This is a genomic window from Vibrio sp. 2017_1457_13 (assembly GCF_030851525.1).
GTDB classification, from domain to species: Bacteria; Pseudomonadota; Gammaproteobacteria; order Enterobacterales; family Vibrionaceae; genus Vibrio; species Vibrio metschnikovii.
Map to the genome: position 1 here is coordinate 343,358 of NZ_VHTA01000004.1, position 24,948 is coordinate 368,305.

The 24,948-nt window shown below is 43.2% G+C and carries 20 protein-coding genes and 1 pseudogene; 12 read left to right on the plus strand and 9 right to left on the minus strand.

Annotated features, from left to right (window positions below; genetic code table 11):
• Positions 1-99: 99 nt before the first annotated feature.
• Positions 100-321, plus strand: coding sequence for a zinc ribbon domain-containing protein (locus FKN88_RS07635; protein ID WP_154168970.1), 222 nt, complete (start codon positions 100-102; stop codon positions 319-321).
• 25 nt (positions 322-346) lie between these two features.
• Here the strand turns inward: FKN88_RS07635 and xseA are convergent, their stop codons facing one another.
• Positions 347-1,678, minus strand: a complete 1,332-nt coding sequence (gene xseA / locus FKN88_RS07640; RefSeq protein ID WP_154168968.1) for an exodeoxyribonuclease VII large subunit — start codon at positions 1,676-1,678, stop codon at positions 347-349.
• A gap of 208 nt (positions 1,679-1,886) precedes the next feature.
• Here xseA and guaB point away from each other — a divergent pair, with 208 nt between their 5' ends.
• The 4 genes and pseudogenes from guaB (at position 1,887) to FKN88_RS07660 (ending at position 5,462) form a co-directional block, all read left to right on the plus strand.
• Positions 1,887-3,350 carry an IMP dehydrogenase gene (guaB, locus tag FKN88_RS07645; RefSeq protein WP_040904637.1) on the plus strand — a complete coding sequence of 488 codons (1,464 nt, stop codon included), beginning with the start codon at positions 1,887-1,889 and terminating at the stop codon, positions 3,348-3,350.
• A 91-nt stretch (positions 3,351-3,441) separates the two neighbouring features.
• A complete protein-coding gene (guaA, locus tag FKN88_RS07650) occupies positions 3,442-4,995 on the plus strand; it encodes a glutamine-hydrolyzing GMP synthase (RefSeq protein WP_154168966.1) in 1,554 nt (517 codons plus the stop codon).
• A gap of 60 nt (positions 4,996-5,055) precedes the next feature.
• Positions 5,056-5,264, plus strand: a pseudogene (locus FKN88_RS07655) (hypothetical protein).
• A gap of 72 nt (positions 5,265-5,336) precedes the next feature.
• Positions 5,337-5,462: a type I toxin-antitoxin system ptaRNA1 family toxin gene (locus FKN88_RS07660; protein WP_154168964.1), complete on the plus strand. Its 126-nt coding sequence runs from the start codon at positions 5,337-5,339 to the stop codon at positions 5,460-5,462.
• Here FKN88_RS07660 and FKN88_RS07665 read toward each other — a convergent pair.
• Both FKN88_RS07665 and FKN88_RS07670 read right to left on the minus strand, forming a co-directional pair.
• Positions 5,440-7,344 (minus strand): ATP-dependent helicase, encoded by a 1,905-nt coding sequence (locus FKN88_RS07665; protein ID WP_154168962.1) that lies wholly within the window; start codon positions 7,342-7,344, stop codon positions 5,440-5,442. The genes FKN88_RS07660 and FKN88_RS07665 overlap by 23 nt on opposite strands.
• Positions 7,337-9,109, minus strand: coding sequence for an ATP-dependent endonuclease (locus tag FKN88_RS07670; RefSeq protein ID WP_154168960.1), 1,773 nt, complete (start codon positions 9,107-9,109; stop codon positions 7,337-7,339). The genes FKN88_RS07665 and FKN88_RS07670 overlap by 8 nt, the downstream gene beginning before the upstream one ends.
• Before the next feature lie 1,099 nt (positions 9,110-10,208).
• Here FKN88_RS07670 and FKN88_RS07675 point away from each other — a divergent pair.
• The 3 genes from FKN88_RS07675 to FKN88_RS07685 all read left to right on the plus strand — a co-directional run bounded on the left by FKN88_RS07675 (position 10,209) and on the right by FKN88_RS07685 (position 14,344).
• Positions 10,209-11,660: a chitinase gene (locus FKN88_RS07675; protein WP_306687386.1), complete on the plus strand. Its 1,452-nt coding sequence runs from the start codon at positions 10,209-10,211 to the stop codon at positions 11,658-11,660.
• Between the two features lie 261 nt (positions 11,661-11,921).
• Positions 11,922-13,379 carry a BCCT family transporter gene (locus FKN88_RS07680; protein WP_217515050.1) on the plus strand — a complete coding sequence of 486 codons (1,458 nt, stop codon included), beginning with the start codon at positions 11,922-11,924 and terminating at the stop codon, positions 13,377-13,379.
• 371 nt (positions 13,380-13,750) lie between these two features.
• Complete coding sequence (locus tag FKN88_RS07685; protein WP_154168954.1) at positions 13,751-14,344, plus strand: GPR1/FUN34/YaaH family transporter; 594 nt, start codon at positions 13,751-13,753, stop codon at positions 14,342-14,344.
• A 55-nt stretch (positions 14,345-14,399) separates the two neighbouring features.
• Here FKN88_RS07685 and pcp read toward each other — a convergent pair whose 3' ends face one another.
• The 6 genes from pcp to FKN88_RS07715 all read right to left on the minus strand — a co-directional run bounded on the left by pcp (position 14,400) and on the right by FKN88_RS07715 (position 20,950).
• Positions 14,400-15,044, minus strand: coding sequence for a pyroglutamyl-peptidase I (pcp, locus tag FKN88_RS07690; RefSeq protein WP_306687387.1), 645 nt, complete (start codon positions 15,042-15,044; stop codon positions 14,400-14,402).
• 178 nt (positions 15,045-15,222) lie between these two features.
• A complete protein-coding gene (locus tag FKN88_RS07695; RefSeq protein ID WP_306687388.1) occupies positions 15,223-16,347 on the minus strand; it encodes a M20 family metallopeptidase in 1,125 nt (374 codons plus the stop codon).
• Between the two features lie 9 nt (positions 16,348-16,356).
• Positions 16,357-16,842 (minus strand): YjiG family protein, encoded by a 486-nt coding sequence (locus tag FKN88_RS07700; RefSeq protein WP_154168948.1) that lies wholly within the window; start codon positions 16,840-16,842, stop codon positions 16,357-16,359.
• Positions 16,842-17,573 (minus strand): nucleoside recognition domain-containing protein, encoded by a 732-nt coding sequence (locus tag FKN88_RS07705; RefSeq protein ID WP_306687389.1) that lies wholly within the window; start codon positions 17,571-17,573, stop codon positions 16,842-16,844. The genes FKN88_RS07700 and FKN88_RS07705 overlap by 1 nt, the downstream gene beginning before the upstream one ends.
• 312 nt (positions 17,574-17,885) lie before the next feature.
• On the minus strand, positions 17,886-19,430 hold the full coding sequence (locus tag FKN88_RS07710; RefSeq protein ID WP_154168946.1) for a sodium:alanine symporter family protein: 1,545 nt from the start codon (positions 19,428-19,430) through the stop codon (positions 17,886-17,888).
• Between the two features lie 254 nt (positions 19,431-19,684).
• Complete coding sequence (locus tag FKN88_RS07715; RefSeq protein ID WP_158144185.1) at positions 19,685-20,950, minus strand: D-amino acid dehydrogenase; 1,266 nt, start codon at positions 20,948-20,950, stop codon at positions 19,685-19,687.
• Positions 20,951-21,053: 103 nt separating this feature from the next.
• Between FKN88_RS07715 and FKN88_RS07720 the strand changes: the two genes are divergently transcribed.
• The 4 genes from FKN88_RS07720 to mgtE all read left to right on the plus strand — a co-directional run bounded on the left by FKN88_RS07720 (position 21,054) and on the right by mgtE (position 24,906).
• On the plus strand, positions 21,054-21,959 hold the full coding sequence (locus FKN88_RS07720) for a LysR substrate-binding domain-containing protein (protein ID WP_158137971.1): 906 nt from the start codon (positions 21,054-21,056) through the stop codon (positions 21,957-21,959).
• A 174-nt stretch (positions 21,960-22,133) separates the two neighbouring features.
• Complete coding sequence (locus tag FKN88_RS07725) at positions 22,134-22,457, plus strand: DOPA 4,5-dioxygenase family protein (protein WP_158139017.1); 324 nt, start codon at positions 22,134-22,136, stop codon at positions 22,455-22,457.
• A 559-nt stretch (positions 22,458-23,016) separates the two neighbouring features.
• Positions 23,017-23,523 carry a magnesium transporter gene (locus FKN88_RS07730; protein WP_306687390.1) on the plus strand — a complete coding sequence of 169 codons (507 nt, stop codon included), beginning with the start codon at positions 23,017-23,019 and terminating at the stop codon, positions 23,521-23,523.
• Positions 23,524-23,535: 12 nt separating this feature from the next.
• Positions 23,536-24,906 (plus strand): magnesium transporter, encoded by a 1,371-nt coding sequence (mgtE, locus tag FKN88_RS07735; protein ID WP_158137973.1) that lies wholly within the window; start codon positions 23,536-23,538, stop codon positions 24,904-24,906.
• Positions 24,907-24,948: the final 42 nt, after the last annotated feature.

The following is a 24,948-nucleotide window of genomic DNA, read 5'->3' on the forward strand; positions in this document are numbered from 1 at the left end:
CAACTAGTCGGAGTATCGCGTTGGATTAATCGACGGTTTAGGCTCTGCCGGTGATGTAGCGTCTTGGTAAAGTAATCGTTATCAGTAAGGAAACCTGCAATGGAAACATGTTGTCCACAATGCTCGCATGAATTGGTCTGGAATGGTCGTTATTACTGTGCGTCGTGTGATGTAAATTATACAAAAATAGCTCACTGCCCAGATTGTAGCGCAGCTTTAGAAAAGCTTCAGGCTTGTGGTGCGGCGAATTATTTTTGTCATTCGTGCAACGAACTTAAGTCTAAATCACGTGTTCAGATTGAATTCGCAAAGCTAAAGTAACAAGCTCACTGGTTGTTGATGGTGATTAATTAACAGTAGAACGAATGTCACCCTGTGCTAAGCGGGTAACAATCACTTCATCAGTTTGGACTTGGTCTTTACTGTGGATCACTTCACCGCGTTCATTTTGGGTAATTGAGTAGCCACGCGAGAGGGTGGCGAGTGGACTGACGGTATTGAGTTTATCGACTAAGCGGGCATAACGATGCTGTGCGTCGAGTAATTGACGCTCCATTGCTTTACGCAACTGATGTTGGCTCATCATCAACTGATGCTTTTGTGCACTGAGTTGTTTTTCTGGAGAGCGAAGCTGTAAGCGATACTGCTGTTGGCTGACGCCTTTGGCTAATAACATCAAACGCCGTTGCATCGCTTGTGTCAATTGTAAGGTGAGTTCATCCAATTGTTGACGCTGTCGCTGCAAACGGTGAGCTGGGTGTTGTTTATCCAATCGGTGTTGCAACTGTTGTAACTGATTTTTTTGCTGGGCAAAGTAATAGCGAATGCTATTGGTGAGTTGGTGTTGTTTTTGATTAAATGACTGTTTTTTATTGCTATTGTCTCGACTTACCAGTTCAGCTGCAGCAGACGGCGTTGGCGCGCGCATATCGGCAACAAAATCAGCAATAGTGACATCCACTTCATGGCCGACTGCACTGATGATCGGGATTTGACTTGCCGCTATCGTTCTCGCCACAATTTCATGGTTAAAACACCAGAGATCTTCCAGTGAACCGCCGCCGCGGCCGACAATCAACACATCACATTCAGCGCGAGAATTCGCACAACCAATCGCTTGAGCGATACTTATCGCCGCTTCATTACCTTGGACGATGGTCGGGTAAATAATGATCGGTAGGCTTGGATCGCGGCGTTTCAGCACCTGCAAAATATCGTGCAGAGCAGCTCCGGTTTTTGAGGTGATCACGCCCACACAGCGCGGGTGTTCGGGAAGTGGTTTTTTGAGTGATTGCGCAAATAACCCTTCTGCGGCCAGTTGCATTTTGAGTTGTTCAAACTCTTGTTGTAGCCGTCCGTCGCCTTCAGGCTGCATACTTTCAATGATAATTTGATAATCACCACGAGGCTCATACAAAGAGAGCCTAGCTTTGACTAACACTTGTTGGCCATTTTGGGGCTTAAAAGAAACGGAACGGTTATTACCTTTGAACATCGCGCATTTGACTTGAGCGCGACTGTCTTTCAGGGTCAAGTACCAATGACCGGATACCGGCGCAGAGAAGTTAGAAATCTCACCGATCAGCCAGACGATGCCCATTTCATTTTCAAGTAACAATCTGACTTCAGCATTAAGACGAGAAACCGTGTAGATATTTGGATTAGTCAAGGAGGGCACCGCTAATTTGGCCAGACATAAGTATGGAAATTAGCGGCAATATAATACATATCAAGGGGGGGATTGCAAATTAAAAATGAAAAAATGAGTGGTCAAGCGATTGCTCTGGGCGTATAATCCGTCCGCAATATCAAATCTAAATCTCTTTATTATGCGAAACGATAAAGCGATTTATTACTCTTAACCTTCACGTTGTGAGATATTGCAAATGCTAAGAATTGCTAAAGAAGCTCTGACCTTCGACGATGTTCTCCTCGTCCCTGCACACTCTACTGTCCTCCCCAATACAGCCGATCTTCGCACTCGACTTACCAAAAACATTACGCTAAACATCCCTATGATTTCTGCGTCTATGGATACAGTAACAGAAGCTCGCCTAGCAATCGCACTTGCACAAGAAGGTGGCCTTGGTTTTATTCATAAAAATATGTCGATAGAACAGCAAGCGGAACAAGTTCACCAAGTAAAAATCTTTGAAGCCGGCGTGGTTACTCATCCTGTCACCGTTCGTCCTCAAGCAACGATTGCTGATGTCATGGCATTGACCGAGAAACACGGTTTTGCCGGCTTCCCAGTGGTGTCTGAAAATAATGAACTGGTTGGGATCATTACTGGGCGCGATGTGCGTTTTGTTACTGACTTAACCAAGTTGGTTTCTGATGTAATGACACCGAAAGATCGTCTGGCGACGGTGAAAGAGGGTGCTTCAGGCCAAGAAGTTCAAGAGCGGATGCATAAAGCGCGCGTTGAGAAAATTCTGGTTGTTAATGATGAGTTTCAATTAAAAGGCATGATCACCGCGAAAGATTTCCACAAAGCAGAAAGTAAACCTCATGCATGCAAAGATTCTCAAGGACGTCTACGAGTCGGCGCTGCCGTTGGTGCTGCTCCGGGAAATGAAGAGCGCGTTAAAGCGTTAGTAGAAGCCGGTGTTGATGTACTGCTGATTGACTCGTCTCATGGCCATTCAGAAGGCGTATTGCAACGGATTCGTGAAACACGCGCCGCTTACCCTGATCTTGATATTATTGGTGGCAACGTGGCGACCGCCGAAGGTGCCCGAGCACTGATTGAAGCGGGTGTTAGTGCGGTTAAAGTTGGTATTGGCCCAGGTTCTATCTGTACTACGCGTATCGTTACTGGTGTGGGCGTTCCGCAAGTCACCGCGATTGCTGATGCTGCTGAAGTGGCTAATCAATATGGCATTCCTGTGATTGCTGATGGTGGTATTCGCTTCTCGGGCGATATTTCTAAAGCGATTGCTGCAGGCGCATCTTGTGTCATGGTGGGTTCAATGTTTGCTGGCACCGAAGAAGCCCCAGGAGAGGTTATTCTCTATCAAGGCCGTTCTTACAAAGCTTATCGTGGCATGGGTTCTTTAGGTGCGATGTCAAAAGGCTCTTCTGATCGTTATTTCCAAACCGATAATGCGGCAGATAAATTAGTCCCTGAGGGTATTGAAGGTCGTATCGCTTACAAAGGTCTATTAAAAGAGATTGTTCATCAGCAGATGGGCGGTTTACGTTCATGCATGGGCTTAACTGGCTCACCAGATATTGAAACCTTGCGTACTCAAGCACAATTTGTTCGTATCTCTGGAGCCGGCATGAAAGAGTCTCATGTTCATGACGTACAAATTTCTAAAGAAGCACCTAACTATCGAATGAGCTAAACGTAAACGTTTGCTTTTTTCCTTGATGCCATTCTGAGAGGCGAGTAGACTCGCCTCCGTTTCTTAATTTAGCTGATAAGACTGCTTAACTATGACCAAGAACATTCATGATCAACGAATCCTTATTTTAGACTTTGGTTCACAATACACTCAATTAGTTGCACGCCGTGTACGTGAAATTGGTGTTTACTGTGAGTTGTGGAGCTGGGATGTCGAAGAAGCGGACATTCGCGAATTTAACCCAGACGGCATTATTCTGTCTGGTGGTCCTGAAAGCGTAACTGAGCTTAATTCGCCACGCGCGCCTCAATATGTATTTGATTCAGGCGTGCCAGTATTCGGTGTGTGCTATGGCATGCAAACGATGGCTGAGCAGTTGGGTGGCCGCGTAGCGACCTCTACCGAGCGCGAGTTTGGCTATGCGCAAGTTACGGTTTCTGGTCAATCGGCGTTATTTAACGATCTTGAAGCGATTCAAGATGTGTGGATGAGCCACGGTGATAAAGTGGTGGAAATTCCAGCCGACTTCGTAAAAATTGGTGAAACCGAGACCTGCCCATACGCAGCCATGGCCAATGAAGAGAAAAAATACTACGGAGTTCAGTTCCATCCAGAAGTGACGCACACCAAACATGGCCTCAAAATGCTCGAGAATTTCGTACTCGATATTTGTGGTTGTGAACGTTTATGGACGTCTGAATCGATCATTGAAGATGCGATTGCTCGGATTAAAGAGCAAGTCGGTGATGATGAAGTGATCCTTGGCTTATCTGGTGGCGTTGACTCATCGGTTGTCGCTATGCTGGTACACCGCGCGATTGGTGAACGTCTGACTTGTGTGTTTGTCGATAATGGCTTGCTGCGCTTGAACGAAGGTCAGCAAGTGATGGATATGTTTGGCAATAAATTTGGCCTAAACATCATCAAAGTCGATGCTGAAGAGCGTTTCCTCGCCGCCTTAGAAGGCAAAGCCGATCCAGAAGAAAAGCGTAAGACGATCGGACATGTGTTTGTTGATGTTTTTGATGAGCAAGCCAAGAAATTGAAAAACGCTAAATGGTTAGCGCAAGGCACGATTTATCCGGATGTGATTGAGTCAGCCGCCTCTAAGACCGGTAAAGCGCATGTGATTAAATCACACCATAACGTCGGTGGTTTACCAGATGATATGGAAATGGGCTTAGTCGAACCACTGCGTGAACTGTTTAAAGACGAAGTGCGCAAAATTGGTCTTGAGTTAGGTCTACCTTACGACATGCTATACCGCCACCCATTCCCAGGTCCAGGTCTTGGCGTGCGAGTCCTCGGTGAAGTGAAGAAAGAGTATTGCGATTTGCTACGTCGTGCTGACGCTATCTTTATTGAAGAGCTGCACAATGCGGATTTGTACAATAAAGTGTCGCAAGCGTTTACCGTTTTCTTACCAGTGCGCTCTGTTGGTGTTATGGGTGATGGCCGTAAATACGACTGGGTTGTATCACTACGCGCAGTAGAAACGATCGATTTCATGACTGCCCATTGGGCTCACTTGCCTTATGACTTCTTGGGTAAGGTTTCCAACCGCATTATCAATGAAGTGAGTGGCATTTCTCGCGTGGTGTATGACATCTCCGGTAAGCCACCCGCGACTATTGAGTGGGAATAGGCTTAGTTGTAAAAACTAACCAAGTCCTTATAAAATAAAAATGCCAGTCAGTATTACTGACTGGCATTTTTATTTGTTTTCATTGTGATGCTGCCCTTCTATTTTTTGGGCAGCATCACAATATCGGACACGGCCCGAAGATGAAAGCTATTGCCGACAAAATGGAGGTATTCCAAAACAGGTTGGCCGGGCGTGCTTGCAAGGACATGACGAGATCGGTCGATCAAATCGACAAAATGAGACGCTGGCCGTTTGGCCGACACAAGTAGTTAGAAAGCACACAGGCCGGTGATGGTGCACCGGCCCGCATTTTCACATACTACCTGTTAGAGATGTGACACATGGCAACCACACATAATATCGAAGTTCAGCAAGCAATTCACCAGGCAGCTATCAGACTGGCCGTCCTAGAGCTCATCGACCAAGATCCAGTCGCCAATATGTTCACGATCCTTGCATTTCTGTAATAAACCTAGATGGCGCTTGGTATTTTGTATCTCCCCAAGGCATTAATCTATATTGAGGATAGCTTACATAAAGCCATCTTTTAGCCCTTGTTACAGCAACAAATGCACTATTTCGTTCTTCATTTACTTTCTTTTCGGAGTTTGCTCTGTAATCGGGAAAAACGCCTTCACACATTCCCATGAGAAATACAATGTCTTTCTCTAGACCTTTCATTGTATGAACTGTGCTTAATGTTAATCCTATTTTTTCATGTTCTTCTGTTATTTGTCCAAGAGATACAGCATTTCTATATGCTAATAATGTTTCTCCCAACCCCTTTTTCTTGAATTTTGTCCAAGAATGTCGGAACTCATCTAATTCCTCCATGCTTAGTTTTAGATCCTCAATTTGAGCACTATTATTACTTTCTTTTTTTGCAATATCTTGTATTTTTTCTCCCAAATCTCTGACAAGTTTTCGTATATTAGGATCGGATACATCAAGAGAAGAAACTTCTTTCAAAACTAGATGTAGTAGATCTTTATTATTTAATTTTCCAGATATTACCTTTTCTGATAGGGATGTTAGAATTTCTTTATTATCCCAGTTATTAGGAGCTTCTACGTCTAAAATTTTACAAAGCTTGTTTCCATCAACCCAATCTTTGAAGTTTAATTTTAGTCTTATAGAGTAATCTAGAACTTTACCAAATAATGATGTTGGTTCATTCCCTCTTTCGCTCTTTCTTAGATGATAGTCAATATTCTCGCCAACAAGAACTTCTTCAAGCTTTTTGAATACAAATCTATTTCTAGCTATAACTACAATTCTATTCAGCGATATCTCGCCTTCGATCTCAGGATGGTTCTTTAGGTTTAATAGGTTATTGATACTATCAACTATCCATTGAGCTTCTTCATGCTCATCACTTAATCGTTGAATTTGAAATATACCGTTCAGTGCTAAATTATTTACAGTTTGTGTTCCTGGCTTAAGCCTATTTGCAACTTCAATAACAGCTTTTGTACTTCTATAGTTCTCTTTTAGTTCTAATCTGAGAGGAGAAAAATCGTTAACAAAGTATTTTGTTAAATAATCTGATGATGAACCATTAAATCCATAAATCATTTGATGAGGGTCACCAACCATCATCACGCTTTTTATCTGATCGCCACAAAAGGCCTTAATAAACTCATACTGAGCTCTGTTAAGGTCTTGAGCTTCATCAACACAAACGTATTTATATTTTGCTCTATATATCTTACCAACCCAATCTTGCGTTAATAATATTCTATGTGCGTAAACAAGAATATCATCAAAATCAATGCCATTACTGTTTAACAAAGCTCGTTGATAGTCTTCAAAGTACTTCCATATACTTACGTTATTTGAAAATCGATTATTGGCTTCATCCTCCGTCATCAACTCTCTTTTTATAATCGAAAAAGCTTCCATGTAATTAGATAGAACTTGCTCTCTGCTCTTCAATTCTTTTTGGTCGGAAACATTAAGGTAATTATCGATATCGATGCCATCTTCACGTAATGACTGGAGAAAGACCTCCATACGATCTTTATCTCTCTCATAAATATGTAGTTCACTTGGTAAGCCAATAGTATGCCCATATTGTTCTAAAATACGCTGTGCTACTGAATGAACTGTAGATATCCAAGTCCTATTCTCTGCCAAATCACAGTTTGACAGACGTTGCTGCATTTCTTCAGCTGCTTTATTAGTAAAAGTTAAGGCTATTACACTTCCTTTGGGGGAGCTATTTAGTAGAAAACGAACTCTTTCTGTTAAAACCCTAGTTTTTCCAGAACCTGCGGACGCTAAAACTTGAAGTGCAGAATTAATAGGAGCTTGTACAACTTCTGATTGTGCGGATGAAAGATTAATCATTTAGTGCCCACTCCTTAACTTTATTAAACGCATCGATAACTGCTTGAGGAATTAGTTGTTCAGACTGCTTACCATTTGGATTGGAAGAGATAACTTCGGATAAAAAACCAGCGTAAGAAGCTTTTGAACCCCTCATTTTTTCAATAATTTGATTTGAATCTAATGATGAGATTTCTTGAGTTTTTGCGGCTACCCAGCCTGGTATATCACGGCCTCTAGTTTCGGCAAGTACCATTGCACGGTTAATTTCTTCGCGCATATCGAGGCTAACAAGTTCAGCCTCAATATCATTCCCTTCATTTAAGTAACTAATGCCGAATTGATCTGCGGTCAGCTTTATAGATGTTTCGTTTCGAACTTTATTTAATTGAGATTCAACTTCATCTTTTGTTGTTCCGTCATTATCACTAACGATAAACACTGGTATAGCAAAACTGCACGCCATTTTCAAAAATGGCTTATAATTTTTCCCAGCAACACTTATACAACTTATTCCAACAGAGAAAGGTGAGTAGCCAAAGTATTTCTCAAACATTGCGGGTATTAGTTGTTCTTCGGAAACACCTTCGAAAAGGATTATAGCCTTGGAAAATAGTATATCGCCACGGACTCTCATAACCTCTCTACGTAAGATATTTATATCTTCTTTATCTAAGCCACTAATTAATTGGGTTGAATATATAGCTCCCCTTGACCGATATAATCCTCTTAGATCAGAAAGTTCAGACATAGATGCGAGGTATGGTGAGTGTGTACTTACGATAACTTGACCATCAATCTCAGATAATTGCTGAAATAGTGTTCTCTGAGCATTAACATGAAGGTGAGCCTCGGGTTCTTCTGCTGCTATTATTGGAAAAAATGGTTCGGCTTCGTTTTCATGACTTTTTGCCATCAGCTCAACCATTGCTTTTACTGTAAGCATTGATGCCCAACTTCGAGTACCCATGCCGTGATACTCCATTGAATATGAGTTGCCGCCTTCTTCTCCGAAATGGATGCTGAATCTTTTAGATAGATCTCTAATTTTTTTAGGAAATGGTGACAGTTCTGCTTTTCCTTTGCCATCAAAAGACTGACTCAGAGAGTCTAGATGTCCTTTTAAAGTTGTTAGCGGTTGACTTTTATCTATGGCTTGTTGGTTTACTTCTGATATAAGTTCCTCGAGTGCTTCGACATCCTCAGGGTTGTACTCAACGCTTGATAATACCTTTCCAACAAATGAAGAGCGCTCTTTCAACTCATTATGTAAATCTCGCTGAGCATCTATGGGTACATATGGCATAGAGCGTATACGGTTTCTTATTTTATTTTTATTTGCAACGGATTCATTTATCCAGTTTTCTGCAACCCATTGCTCTAAAGAGTACCTTTCGATCTGGAAACCACCTCGTACTGTATCCTGAGTAGCGATTGTTCTCATTGCAAAAAACTGATTCCCAGCTGCTTCTTGTTGAATCTTCTCTCCAAATTCCTCTAACCATATATCGTCGAATATTGTCTCTCTTTTTCCCGAAGTATCTACAGGAATAATCCTGATATCTATGACAATTGCATCGGAGCGTTTATCATTCGAATCTATATGGAAGTCTTCATCGGTAAGGTAGCGAGAGTAGTCGCCAAGGGATAGCTGTAATGCTTTGATTACTGAAGTTTTACCGGCATTGTTCATACCAATAAGAACAGCCGTTTTCGGTAATGAAAGTTCTAAATTCGATATACCTCTAAATCCGCTGATGCGAACTCTGTCAACAAGAATGCTCACTATGCCACCCCTTAGCAAAATATTACTTATTTGAAATCAATACACTACTCCATACATAGCATATCATACTCTCAATCAATAGGTGTTAGAGCGCGTATAGACGCTAGAGTTTGACATTTATTTATTGATCTATTTTTGGTTCCCCTTTTTAAGCGGTTGTATTAAAAGCCCTTTATTTGACTTGGGGCATGATTGATTATTGCGCAAAGTTGGTTACTGACGACAACTGTATCGCGTCAAAGCTGTAGTGTTAGAAGTTGTTTTGGTGCAAAAATATTTAAAACAAGAGTCAGTACCACTTACACTGACTCGGCATTAGGGATGAATTACTTGGTCGAGGATTTACTCGGCTTTAGGCCCGGAGTGTTGCCTGGCGTTTTTTTGTTATCACGTCGACGTTGATCTGGCTTGCCGGTCGACTTGGCTATTGGTTTTGGCCCTGGTTTCAAACCCATAATTTTATCCTTGTTTATGATGAGGTCATTCCTCACTGTACACTATTTGGTCAATGCTAATGGTTTTCAAGATGTGTATGAAAAATAATCTAAAAATACGCTTAAGGTTCCTTGCTGGTAACTCATGTTTTGATACGCTATCTAAAATGTACAACGACAAGTTGGAGTTACAAGGTGGATAGAGTTGCATCGAGCCCGCGAGTGCTTACTGATGAAGAGAAACAAGAGCTTCGTCGTGACATGGCAGAATCGTCAGCCTGGGCCAAAACTGAACTAAAACGTCGATGAGACGAAAAAAATCAAAAAAATTCTGCGCATGGTATCGATGATGGTATTGAAAAGAGTCACCTTTCTAACTAGCTGTTATATAGATTTATTTTCTGCTCATTGATATTCGAGTGGGAATGATTTCCCAGTATTGGTTTTTTGAGTTTACTGTTTATCAAACCTCAGGTTCTGCCTGAGGTTTTTTATTGGGCCACATTTGTCGTGGCGCTTCCAAGAAAAATGTCACCATGCAACATAGGCGCAGGATGATCGCTAGTGCCTCGCAAAACCTTCTTATCATCGTTTGTTTTTGCTTAAAAGCAGATGAATAGCCTCTATCCTAAAGTGGCGTTTATCAATAAGAGGGATTTTTTTTCATGTTCATACTCAATAAAACGGCCTGTTGGGTGAGTCTTATTTGTGCACTCCCAAGCTATGCAATGACGATTCAAGTCGATCCTCTCGATAGCTCCGGATACGTGGTATCTCGCGTGGAGTTACAAGCCATTGAGCAGCAAAAAGCGGCGGATCCTATGTATGCGATTTGGTCACAGGCTTTACGAACAGCACCTAATAGTTTAGTCGACAGTATTGAGCCGGGGTTGGTGAGTAATCCAGACAATGTGAAACGGGTGGAACGGGTTTTTCCTGAACATGAGTGGAATTTCCTCACTCATATGGCCGCACCTGAATACACCTATACCCGATTTTTAAGAGCCATCGGCAAGTTCCCCGCCTTTTGTGGTGATTATGATGATGGACGTGATGCCGATGCTATTTGTAAAAAGTCGGTGATCACGGCTTTTGCACATTTTGCTCAAGAGACCGGGGGCCATATTGCGAAAGATAATATTTCTGATAATCCACTCGGACTGGAAGAGTGGCAGCAAGCGCTTGTCCATGTTCGGGAAATGGGCTGGTCGGAAGGGCAACTTGGTTATACCACAGGATGTGGACAAAATGACTGGCAAAACCGGAAATGGCCTTGTGGTGATGGACAAGGTTATTTTGGTCGCGGTGCCAAACAGCTTTCTTATCATTTTAACTACGGTGCTTTTTCAGAAGTGATGTTTGATGGGGATGCTTCTGTATTATTGAATAATCCCGGATTAGTCGCGGACTCTTGGCTTAACCTTGCTTCTGCGATTTGGTTCTTTTTAACCCCTCAAGCACCTAAACCAGCAATGTTGCACGTTATCGACCGTACTTGGACGCCTTCTCAACGTGAAATCGATGCAGGAATTGGTTATGGATTTGGTACCACCATCAATGTCATTAATGGTGGAATTGAGTGTGGCGAGCAAAATAAAGATAAAGGTCAGCCGGTTAACCGGATTCGTTATTGGGAAGGTTTGGCTGAGCATTATCAGATCCCGATTGAAACTGATGAGCTGAATACTTGTTGGCAACAAACGCCTTATGGCAGTTTAAATTTGAATGGTGCAACGGATGTCCTTTACACCAATTGGGATGGTAATTGGCGTTATTATCCTGATCGTCCCGGTGGTTACTCTTTTGAGTGTAATTTAGTTGGCTTTCAAACCGCCTATTCAGCTCTGGTTGAAGGCGATTATGAAAAGTGTGTGACCAACTATTATCAGTCTCACGCCAGTTGGCCTAAAGTGCGGGTGGTGGAACAATTAGAGTCAACCGAGCCTGAACAGCCAGATGAACCACCGGTTGAAGGAACTGAGCTATGGCAAGCCAGTAAGGTTTACTATGCTGGTGATCGTGTAACTTATCAAGGAGTGGTGTATCAGGCGAAATGGTGGTCGCAAGGTGATGTACCAACAGCGGGTGATCCTTGGATGGCGATTACACAGCCCTAGATAAATAGCGTTATCTTTAAAGCAGCAGGTGATATAGATTAACTCATATTGCCTGCTGCTTTTCTCGACAAAAGGCAGGAGAGGAGCATCAAGGTTGCAAAAATGAAAATAAATTGTGTTAAGCTAGGTCAACATATGCCACGGTTTTTGTATATTCTCAGCATGGTTTTGGGATCGTACTTAACAATGGTTTCTGATGACCTATTAGCGGATTAATTGCGTATTAGGTTATGCCGATTGACTGACTGATACCTGATATTCATGACTTTTTTACCACAACCTTCCCACCGCCTGATTTTTTTTGCCGCTTTGATTGCGGTTTTTTTTGTCGCTTTTCCTAGCATCAGCGTGGCTAAACTTGCTCAATTAACCCAATGGAGTATTGAGCAGTTTGACGATCAAATTATCCTCCTTTCCAGCTTGGCTGTTGTCTTGTGTGTCGTACTTTGTTTTAGTCCAATCGGTAAAAAAACACTCGGTGATGGTCAGCCAGAGTTTTCTTTTACGACGTGGTTAATCATGCTCTTTACCACCGGGATGGGTTCGGGATTGATTTTTTGGGGCGTTGCGGAGCCGATTTTCCATTTTAATCATCTGCCAAGTATCGATTATCAAGGCGATCAAAAAGATCTCGCTTTAGCCTTAACTTATTTTCACTGGGGAATTCATGCTTGGAGTTTGTATGCCCTCGCTGGCTTGATGATGGCATGGCTGGCTTATGTACAAAAAAGACCGATGCGAGTCAGTGCGTCATTTGTTGGTCACAATAAAGCGGGGTGGTTATCCAGCATTGACCTAATTGCAGTATTGGCGATTTTATTTGGGATTGCTGGTGTGTTGGCTAATACCATGGCACTGGTTGAGCAAGGGATACGTAGTGTTAGTGGTTATCAAGGGGATTTAACCGTATTGCGGATTGGCTTGACGGTCTTGCTTGGCGTGTTATTTACTGCATCAAGTGCGTTAGGCTTACAAAAAGGTATTAAGCAACTCAGCCGTTTTAACGTTTTGTTGATGTTGATTTTATTTGCCGTGGTGTTTGTTTATGTTGATACCTTAGCGGTTATTCAGCGCCTATTGAGTTCTTTAGTCACCTATATCAACATTCTGCCGCAAGTCTCGTTCGGTGCTCTGGGAGAAAATAAAAGCTGGAGTCAAAATTGGACGGTGATTTATCTGGTTTGGTGGATAGCGTGGACGCCGTTTGTTGGGCCATTTATTGCTCGCATTAGCCGCGGACGAAGTATTCGACAATTTTTGTGTTGTACCGTGCTGATCCCTACACTTGCTTCTGTTTTGTGGTTCTCTGGCTTTGCTGGTGCAATATTCGATAGTCTTTATCTACAAGAAGTCATCACAGCAGTGAGTGATGATTACACCAAAGGCTTATTCGTGTTTTTCTCTCATCTTCCTGCGAGCAATCTATTAGCGATAGTGGCGCTGGTATTGTTACTAACGTTTGTTATTTCAAGTGCTGATTCGGCTATCTATGCCGCTGGCATGCTGACCAATGATCAACGTTTGACCAGTAAGATCAGTTGGTCAGTGATTGTGGTCACTTTAGCGATTGCCTTGGTTACGATTAACGATGTTGATCTCAATAAACAGATAGCCATCGCAGGGGCACTGCCGTTTACGTTTGTATTAATTGCACAAGCTTGCTTTACCTTGCTAACTCGCGGATCATCCTCAGCTCAAGCCGCCGAACCAGAGGGCTAAAATGACTTAAGCTGAGTTATTCTCGGTCATGAATTGAGGACGGAGACTGGTCGATGATTAGACGTCAGCTCCATCCTTGACTGCCCGTCTCTGAGTAATCAGGGAAATCAGGGATATCATCCCTTACTACTTGAAGTGGCTACGTTCGTTGGTACTTATCACATCACACATCACATCGTATAGCTATGTTCATGGAAACGCACTTACTTACCCAATAACCTTTTATTTCAAGGACTTTGGCTATCTATTTTTACATGTAACAAAAAGTGTATAAGTGTAATCTAAGTTTTCATTAATGGTTTTTCCTTTTTGACGACTTGTTCACTAAACTTCGCGCGTAATTGTTATTAACATTTTTGAAGGTAATGTGAATGTCGACGCAACTTGCTAACCCTGCGCCGCTTGGCTTGATGGGTTTTGGTATGACAACAATTCTACTTAATATCCATAATGCTGGTTTCTTTCCTATTGATTCAATGATTTTGGCAATGGGGATCTTTTATGGTGGCCTTAGCCAAGTGATTGTTGGCATCATGTGTTTTAAGCGTGGCGATACTTTTGGTACCACTGCGTTTACCTCATACGGTTTATTTTGGTTAACTTTAGTCGGTCTATTAGTGATGCCATATATGGGACTGCCAGCCAGTCCGGCTCATTTTATGGGCTGGTATTTAACGTTGTGGGGCATTTTTACTGGTTTTATGTTTATTGGTTCACTGTGCTACCCAGTCGCTAAACAAGTGGTGTTTGGTTCGTTAACTATCTTGTTTGCTTTACTGGCGCTGCGTGATTTTACCGGTAGTGAGCTGATTGGTACGATTGCTGGTTTTGAAGGTATTTTCTGCGGTGCGAGCGCAATTTATTTTGCTATGGCGCAAGTGATCAATAATGAATATGGCCGAACCGTATTACCGATTGGTGCTAAGCGTAAAGCGGCGGTGGTCGCTGAGCCAGTTAGCGCTTAAATCTAATATGGTCCATCAAAGCTGGCTCAGGCCAGCTTTTTGCGTTTTATGGCCATCAGCACACACTTCCACCGATGATTTGCCTGTCTTGTTTGCTGTGATAACAAGTTTGAATCATGACTCGTACGGCTGCTATGAGCGGTTCTAATCCTAAGCTGGGTAATGATGGATTAGTCACTGGAACTTGTTCTGGCAACGGCGGAACATGGATAAAACCGCTGCGAATATCCTTTTGAGCTAAATAATGCTGAACAGCATAAAATAGATGATTACAGACAAAGGTTCCTGCCGAGTAGGATACTTCGGCGGCGATCCCTGCTTGCTGTAAATCCTCCACCATGGCTTTGACCGGCAGGGTAGTAAAGTACGCCGCTGGTCCATCGGCAATAATGGCTTCATCGATCGGTTGATGACCAGCATTATCGGCTATCCGGTAGTCATCAAGATTAATGGCTACTCGCTCAGGTGTAATGGCGGCACGTCCACTGGCTTGCCCGAACATCAAGACTAAATCGGGTTGATGGGTCTTAATTGCATTGATGGCAACTTCAGCGGCTTGATAACGGACCACGGGCAGAACACAACCTATCACCTCGACCCCTGTTACGTGTAGCTGTTCTTTTGCGTTGAGTAATGCCTGCGATGGGTTAAGGCTATCCTCTCCAAAAGGCTCAAAGCCGGTGAGCAGTACTTTAAACATCCATGTAAATCCTTATAAAGCGGGGTTATGGGGCAGTTTATCTTGTGCTCGGTTTTTATCACAAGCGACCTTTCTTTGTTATTTTTAACCGACAGCCATGCTCATCAATATTGATGATCATGGGATTATTTTCCTGGCAATCTCAGGTTCTAGATTTCGGCTTGAGTTATCACAATGGTTACTGTGCTAATCTCTCCAGTAGGTTGATCAAGAGTTTTATCCGAGGTTCAATGGAGTCCAGTAAGAGATATTCATCTTCGCTGTGGAATCCAGCACCAATTGGACCAAATCCATCTAACGTTGGAATGCCTAAAATTGCTGTGGCATTGGCATCGGAACCGCCACCCACTGCTTGCCAATTAATAACTAGACCGATTTCACTTCCTACTTGCTCGACGATATTCATGAATGATTGGGTTTCATCGCTCGGAATCATCGCGGGTTTATAGGCCTCACGATGTAAAGAAATTTTAATCCCATCAAGGTATGGTTGCTCTATCATGCTGATTAACTGATGATTAATATCATCGTATTCTTGATTGTTCCAAAAGCGGATATCAACAATAGCTTGTGCGTGATCTGGTACGATATTCGCGCCTGTCCCTCCAGACACAACGCCGACATTCAAAGTGGTTCCTGAAGATAAGTTGGTCATTTGATTGATTGCTAAAATCCAATGAGCCATTTCCGTGATAGCACTGCGACCTTTTTCTGGCTCATTACCAGCATGAGCGGCAATGCCTGAAAACTCGATTTTATACCGTGCCATCCCTTTGCGTGCTTTCACTAGGCTACCATCAGCACGAGCAGCTTCAGCAACCAAAACATAGCGAGCTTTTTTGGCACTATTTTGTATCCATAGATGAGAATATAAAGATCCGGTTTCTTCATCTGGGTTCATGCAAATACAAATAGACAATTTATCTAAGGCGCTCTGGCTAAGGTTGCGTATTGCATAAACGATATTGAGTAGTCCAGACTTCATGTCTGATACGCCGGGACCATAGGCTTTTTGACTATCGAGTGTCATGGGGCGTTGAGCTGCGGTGCCTGGAGGGAATACGGTATCCATATGGCCAATTAGCATTACATCGATAAGCTCTGATTCAGGTTTGTTACGAATTTCTAAACCGACCCCAGCTCTGTCACAATCAATCCGTTTCACTTGCCAACCGGCTAACTGTAGAAACTTGTTCTCGAATTGTTCAGCTATAAATTCAATACCATCTAGAGTGTAAGTTCCGCAGTCAACGTTTATCAGTGGGCGAAGTTCATTGAGATATTCTTCTAAAGAAAATGACATTTTTGTCTCCTAAACAAATAAATTCATGACTAACATGGCACCAAATGCATTAAGAATGGAGATGATAATCATCACTGGAATGTAACGACCTTCAGTGCCAATAGGGCCCATAATTCGACCAATATACTGGACTTGTGAACCCATCAAATAAATAGCTGGGGCTAAAATAGCGATGTGGGCACCATTTAAAATACCCTGATCAAAGAGAGTGATAACAACGCCAACGGCTCCTCCCATAGACATCCAAGCGCCAATTAATACTGCTGCCGCTTCACCTGGTAAGCCGAAAATAGCCATGATGGGTGAAAATAAAATACCAATCAGATCTAGTGCTCCTGTTATTTGTAATGCTTTGATGATCACAAAAGCCATTAATACATTAGGGACGGTTGATGTGGTCGCAATTACCCAGCCTTTTTTAGCACCTTCAACGAAAACATCAGTGATCATCGGTTTTTTTGTGGTTGATGATTGAACTTCAGATGGATTATTCATTATTTGCTCTCCGCTTGTGCTTGATGAGGGGTAGTCGGTGGTGATTCTTTGCCTTCGGTAATATTGAGATAAACTCGGAAAACATTGGCTCCGATAATTTTAAAGATAAACATGACTGCAACGGCTAAGCCAATTGAAGAGGTCACCGCCAAAGAACCGTCAGCGAGGGTTAAAGTGAAGAGTACCGCCCCCGAGGAAAAGAAGTTAACAATCGTTGCACCGGCTGTGAATTGGAACATCGTGAAGATATCGGTTTCTCGCTTAGTTATTCGCCCCTCGTCTTTTAACTTACGAGTCATTGCCGCGCCAGCATCAGTACTTTGCAAGGAGGCTATGAGTGCTAATCCAGTATTACCTGGAATACTCATCAAGGGGCGTAATAGGGGAGTTAATAGTTTTCGAGCGGCATCGAGAGCGCCGTATTGTTCAAGGACATTAATCATACCCAAGGCAAACATCACGGTAGGAATGAGTGAAAGTGCAAAGATGAATCCATCTCGAGCGCCACTTCCTCCATTGCCACGAAAAGAAGTTGATACAGTTTGCATCCCTTCTGCTGTTTCCGTAACACTATAGGCGACTTTACCAAATGAGCCATTGAGGGTAGTAAAGTCAAATACGCTGTACCATTCGTTAGACTGAAGCAGTCCAGAGAAAAAAACGACTGCAAACGTTAGGGCTAGATAACTTCCCCAAGTTACTTTTCTTTCATGTTCGATAGGATTTGTCATAGTCAAGCTCTGTATTATCAAAAGATGAGCTTATCTTCTCCTGACTTGATATGAATAATGATGATCCCTATCAACAGAACGATTGGATAGTATGTTGTTTTGTTCTTGGTTTTAAATTTTGTGATTGTCCTCAAAATTAAATTATTAATCTAGTTAGCTAGAGGGCACCGTGTCGATGTTATTGATAATAGATTTTTCTTTTATTTAGTAAACTGTAGTCATAGATCAAAAAAGGGTTAGCAATCGCTAACCCTTGGTACTGTTTTTTGTTTTTATATACAGCAAGTTGTGTTTACAAAGCGGCCTTATTATTTAGGTACTTGGCAGCTCGGTTGTTTTACCTTCAGGCTCAGCGGTGGGAGCTTGGCCGGTTTTACGTAGGTATTTCTCTTCCCAATAAGTGGCATTTTTAATGCCAAGCTTGACGGGGTTGAAAGTAAATTCTTCAACGCCTTGCTTTTGTTGTTCTTCATAATCTTTTAGCGCCACGATGGTCGGTTTAGCCAAAAAGAAGATAATTAAAATACCAACAATATTGAGCCATGCCATTAGCCCTACACCAACGTCGCCGAGCGCCCATGCAAGGTTAGCCGTGTTGATACTACCGTAGAACACCACAGCAACCATGGCCACTTTAAGCAAAAACATAGCACTACTGATTTTGAAGGTACGGCGAATGTAGGCAATGTTAGTCTCTGCGATATAGTAATAAGCTAAAATCGTGGTAAACGAGAAGAAGAACAGTGCCATAGCAACGAATGGCTTACCAATCCCTGGTAGGGTGGTTTCAATCGCCATTTGAGTAAAGGCTGGGCTGTTAGCAGCAATGTCGGCTGGTAAATTTTGCAGTATCATCCCCTCAGCACCGTGAACATTATAAGCACCGGTGATGAGAATCATGAAAGCAGTGGCTGAACAAACCAGTAAAGTATCAATATAGACAGAAAATGACTGAACTAATCCTTGTTGCACTGGGTGTTGGACACTCGCTGCAGCTGCAGCATGAGGCCCTGTGCCTTGACCTGCTTCATTAGAATATACGCCACGCATCACCCCCCAACCGATAGCAGCACCAAAGCCAGCCATAGGAGTGAAAGCATCACCAATGATCATAATGAAGATTGCGGGAACTTGAGTGATATTTAAAAGAATGATGATAAAGGCGAGGATAACGTAAGCCAGAGCCATAAAAGGAACGACAAACTGAGTAAATTGAGCAATACGCTTAACGCCACCGAAAATAATGAAAGCCAGCACAATACAGATTAATGCACCGGTAAAGATCTTCGCAAAACTAAAGGTGCCCATGGCTGTTTCGACCATGTCTCCAGAGCCAAACGCCATTTCAACCGCATTACCGATACTGTTCGATTGAATACCTGGCAGTAAAACCCCACAGGCTAAAATAGTCGCAATGGCAAAGATCCACGCATACCATTTTTGACCCATGGCTTTTTCAATGTAATAAGCCGGTCCACCACGGAACTGACCAGTATCTTTGTCTTCTTCTTTATAAATTTGCGCTAAGGTCGACTCTGCATACGCGGTGGCAGCACCAAAAAAGGCCACCATCCACATCCAAAATACTGCGCCTGGCCCACCAAAACCAATCGCAGCAGCGACACCAGCGATATTACCTGTCCCGACTCGACCGGATAAAGATACCGCCAATGCCTGAAAAGAAGATATTCCTTTTGATGAGCTTTTACCTGACAGTAACAAGCGCCACATTTCGGTGAAATGACGAACTTGTACAAAGCGAGTATTGATTGAGTAGAACAAACCAGCGCCAAGACATAAATACACTAGGGCTGGGCTCCAAATTATTCCATTAATAAAATCAACAAATGACTGCATGAAAGTTTCCCTGTTAACGAATTGTTGTGTTTGTTTTGCATCCACATCTTAAATCTCTTGTAACTATTTTGTTAAATGGTTTTTTCTTTCTTGTGTGTTTGCGTGGCTTTGATCACATAAATATTCTTAACATGTTAATTTTTAGTGATGTTTCGTGCGGAGGTGATAGACGCTAAACAAAAATGGCTCATACACCATAAGGGTGTTGAGCCAGAGAGGAGCTGAAAATACGGATTGATTAGACGCTAATGGTCTTATGATACTGCCTGACCGTAGCGAGACACGTTGAGTTCACTGGTTTTTATTTTACTTGGACGTTGGCTGATAATATCAGCCAGCAAACTTGCTGAGCCACAAGCCATCGTCCAGCCTAATGTGCCATGACCAGTGTTAGTATAAAGATTGTCGAGCTTAGTTGCACCGATGATCGGTGTGCCATCAGGAGTCATCGGGCGAAAACCGGTCCAAAATTCCGCTTGTTCGAAATAACCGCCTTGAGGGAAGAGATCCTTCACCACCATTTCAATCGTGGCTTTACGCGCTTCGGGAATTGAAGGGTCAAAACCCGCTAATTCAGCCGTTCCAGCGACGCGAATACGCTCATCAAAGCGGGTTAGGGCAACCTTATAGGTTTCATCCATTACAGTAGATTGCGGAGCAAAATCGGCGTCACGGATCGGTACGGTTAATGAGTATCCTTTTACTGGATAAACGGGGAGATCAATGCCAAATGGTTTGAGTAGCGCCGGAGAGTAGCTGCCCATCGCAACCACATAAGCATCGGCTTTAAGTAATCCCTTATCGGTTTTGACACCAGTGATCTTATTGCCTTCGCTTAGTAAGCCTTGCACTTGAGTATTAAACTCAAAGCGTACCCCTTTTGATTTTGCTAACTCGGTTAATTGTTGGCAAAACAGATAACAGTCACCAGTTTCGTCATCGGGTAAATACAGGCCACCAACCAGTTTATCTTGAACGGGCGTTAATCCTGGCTCTTGTTTTAAACAGCCAGCGACATCCAGCAGTTCGAAACGAGTACCACTTTCTTCCAGCAACTGCATGTCCTTTTCAACTGCTTGCAATTGTTTTTGTTTCCGAAACACTTGCAAGGTACCTTTTTGGCGGCCTTGATATTGAATATCGTAGTTTTTATTCAACTCAATCAAACACTCTCGGCTATGATTGGCAATCGATAACATGCGAGCTTTATTGATTTGATAACGAGATAACTGGCAGTTCGCCAGCATTTGGGTTGTCCAATTGAGTAATTTTGGATCAAGTGATGGTTTAATTTTCAGAGGGGCGTGTTTCTCCAGTAGCCATTTAATGGCTTTTTGCGGTACACCAGGAGCGGCCCAAGGCGAAGAATAACCGTAGGAAACTTGCCCTGCGTTAGCAAAACTGGTTTCTTCTGCACTTCTGGCTTGACGGTCGATAACCGTTACACTGTGTCCTGCTTGTGATAAATACCAAGCACTGGTTAAACCAATCACACCACTACCTAAAACAATAATTTCCATGACAACCTCCAAATTAACAACGTAAGTAGTTTCTTTGCTTTACCTTTTGTTAACAATCGATAAAAATTATCATCAGTGTTTAGTTTTTCTAAAAGCCATAGCCATGTTAAAGAATACTTACCTTGCTGGATTACATACCTTTGTACAGGTTGCTCATCATACCAGTTTCAGTAGTGCGGCCAAAAGTTTGCACATTACGACGGGCGCGATTAGCCAACAATTATTGCAGCTTGAAGCGCAATTAGGTTTTAGTCTTTTTGAACGGCACTCGCGAGGGGTGCGGTTGACCGAAGCGGGGCAAACCTTGTTAGTGGTTGTTCAACGTAGCTTACAAGATATTGACAGTACAATTGAGCATCTTAACCAACGAGCCAATCGACGTGAGATACGTTTAAAACTCACCCCATCATTTGCTTTTAAATGGTTGGTGCCGCGGCTGGAAGACTTTTATCGTCATCATCCTGATATTCAAATTCAAACCTTCGCGGAAGGAGCATTGGTAGATAGCGATCGGCGCGATTTTGATCTGGCGATTGACTACGGGCCGTTTCCTTATTCTAAAGCCAACGCAGAATTATTATTGGAAGAGTATTTATTACCAGTGATGAGCCCAGCTTATCTGGCGGCTCATCCTGATTTAATCACACATGAACGTCGCCCATCGGCGTGGCGCGAGGTCGTTTTGTTGCATGATGCGATGCCATGGGCAAAAGCGGCGCGAGATTATGAGTGGTTGTACTGGGCTTCGGAAATGGGCATTGAATTGGCGACGCATCAAGGCCATTTTTTTAATCGAACCGACATGGCCATGTCGGCGGCTGAGGCGGGCGTTGGTATCGCGATGGCAAGGCTGGCTCTACTGAGTAATGAATTAGAACAGGGCAAATTAGTCACGCCATTTGAGCCAATAGCCGCGAACGCTGGTTATTACTTTATTGTTCATAATCAAACAGAAACCACGGCGATTTTCATTGAATGGTTAAAAGGGCAAGTTTATCGAGCTGATTAATCGATACGATTAGCGATGGCTGCTTACTCTGTAGTGATATGCACTGGCGAGTAACGATGAATCAATCTGATCGTTCAAAAATCTTAACCAAGTTGCTGAAAAACTCAGGCTAGGTTTCATCGCTACGCCCCGTATAATAGTGAGAACTTGTCCTACTTCGAAAAGGAGTGAATGATGTATCACGCTCATGTTTATTTTGATTTATCTCAACAGCCATTCGCTTATGCTTTGCAGCAAACCATCATTGCTGAATGCCGCGAGCAGATTAGTGCCATCTTTCCCTTGGTCCCGCGTTTGGTTGGCCCCCATCGCAAACCGATGTTTGAAATTCATTTTTCTGAACAGCAAAAATCCTTTATTGATTGGCTGGATAATGCGCGTGGCCCTTTGAGTGTCTTGATTCATCCTGTTTCTGGTGATGATTGGCATGATCATAGTGAACATCAAGTGATGTGGCTAGGTGAGAACCTCGGTGTCAATCAAGAGACGTTGCGTTAGTCGGCCTTCCTCCCAAGAGAATCGTTGTTGCTGGTTTGAGATAAATGGTAAAAAAATCCGTTCGCGCTCAATTTTAAATTGACTTTCAATTGGTTGATCAATAATATTTAGCGCGAAAAATAACCCGGTTGATGCAATTTAACGCTATACTTTAAGCGTTAAGCCGAGTAACAACCGATCCCTTTTAATTTATCGAGGTACAATAGAAACCTATGGACTCGTCGAGTAGTCGAATATCACAGTATGGTCTTTTCGATGGTTCGAAAATACCAACGGTTTCTTGCTAGCCTGTCGCTAAATTCTCTTTAGCTGTTGTCAGGCGGTAACTACCCTTGGCAAAGCGAACTCTTTCCTTCCATCGTTAATTCCATACGTTAATACTTTGCGCAGTAAGGCAACGTTTGCCCGTGCGTAACCTATGACTGATGCTCACATATTGTGAGCCGACACGTCGTGCTTCGCAAACCCATTGTTGCGCTAAGCGTTTTTCGTTTAGGCAAAATTTGTGGTTGCGATCACCAGGTTTCTTTGTCCTGAGCCCAACTCAGGAGAGACAAAGATGACAGTTTTTCGTACGCATTACATCGCTGATGTAAAAAAAGCCCGTACCCCAGTGCAACGCGCAGTATTAAGCCACGCTAAGCGTGATTTTTTCTGTGTTAGTGACCAATTACAGGTGCAAGAAGTGATCACCATGCTCAAAGCGAGCCCGCTGTTTTCTTCTTCCGTTCATGTTATTGCGTTGATTAATGATCGCGCTGAGTTCCAAGGTTTGGTGTCTATTAGCCGTTTATTATGTGCTGATAAAACTCAGCCTGTCACAGCGCTGGTACAAGGGGCTAATCATTATACTTTTGCCTTAAGCGAAGCTTATCCAGCCGCATTACAACTGAGAAAAAGCCAATGGCCCGTGCTACCAATTTTGGATAGCCGCCACCGTGTTGTGGGAGTATTGGAATTAAACGCTGCCCGCGCGATCATTCGTCACCAACTTGAACTTAATGATCAAGGTGTGGCTGAAACATCATCTGGCTGGAAGCGTTTTATGCGTTTTTGGAAGCACTAAGGGAAGAGCACGATGTCTGTTTCTATCATGACTCAAGAGCTGTTGGCACTGCACATCAGCCATAATCAAGCCGCGATGCTACGTTTTATCGACCAACATCCTTTGGCGGACTGTGCTGAAGCTTTTGCGCAGTTATTAACTGAGCAACAATTAACGGAACAAGAGGTATGCCAACTGCTCGCTTTACTGCCATTAGAAAAGCAAGTGGCTCTGTTTGGTTATTTTAGTTTAACGTGGCAAGAAAAGTTGGCTGAGCAAATGGATGCTCAGCTTCTTACTCAATTAGCTGAGCTGATGCCACACGATGAACGAGCCGATTTATTGACTCAGTTGGAGCCCGAGCTTCAGCAGCAAGTGTTGGATCAAATGGATAGCGAGGAGCGTTCCGACATTCAAAGGCTGGTTGCTTATCCAGAGGAGAGTGTCGGTGCGGTGATGACCTCTGATTTTGCTGTGCTCTCTGCTGATTATACGGTTGAACAAGCGATGCAAAAATTGCGCAGCATTGCTAAGCAAACCGAAACCATCTATCAGGCTTATGTGGTCGATGAGCAGCAGCGTTTACAAGGTACGGTGTCACTACGCGATTTGGTGATTTCAGAACCCAGCTCAACTGTGGGCAAGATCATGACCCGAGTGTTGATTTTTGTCCGAGTCGATGAAGATCAAAACGTCGCGGCACAAGCGATCAGTAAATATGATTTACTCGCTTTACCCGTTGTCGATGGACAAAATCGCTTAGTGGGTATTGTAACTTATGATGATGCGATGGATGTGGCTGAAGAAGAAGCTGATCGCCATATGCACAAATCGGCAGCGGTCGATTTCACGGGTAATTTAAAAGAAGCCTCAGTGGGATTAATGTACCGTAAACGGGTCTTTTGGTTAGTCTTGCTGGTGTTCGGTAACCTTTTTTCTGGCGCAGGGATTGCCCATTTTGAAGATACCATCCATGCCTATGTGGCGTTGGTCTTCTTCTTACCGCTACTTATCGACAGTGGCGGTAATGCGGGCTCTCAGTCAGCCACCTTGATGGTGCGGGCACTGGCTACCGGAGAAGTAATTGGTAAAGATTGGGCCAAAATGCTCGGTAGAGAGGTGATGATAGCGGGGCTACTCGGCGTAACCATGGCCGCAGCTGTGTCGATGCTTGGTTTATGGCGCGGCGGGCCAGAGATTGCTTTAGTCGTGGCAATTACCATGCAAATTGTGGTGATTGTTGGCTCGGTTGTTGGTATGTCACTGCCGTTTGTTCTTAGCAAACTGAAGTTTGATCCTGCTTCCGCTAGTGCGCCATTGATCACTACGATTGCTGATGCGGTGGGAGTCATCATTTACTTCTCCGTAGCAACCATGATTTTGGATTTCCCACCAACGGTTTAAGTGGGTTGATAGGCTGGGAGCTTTGGCATTGCTAACGTTTGT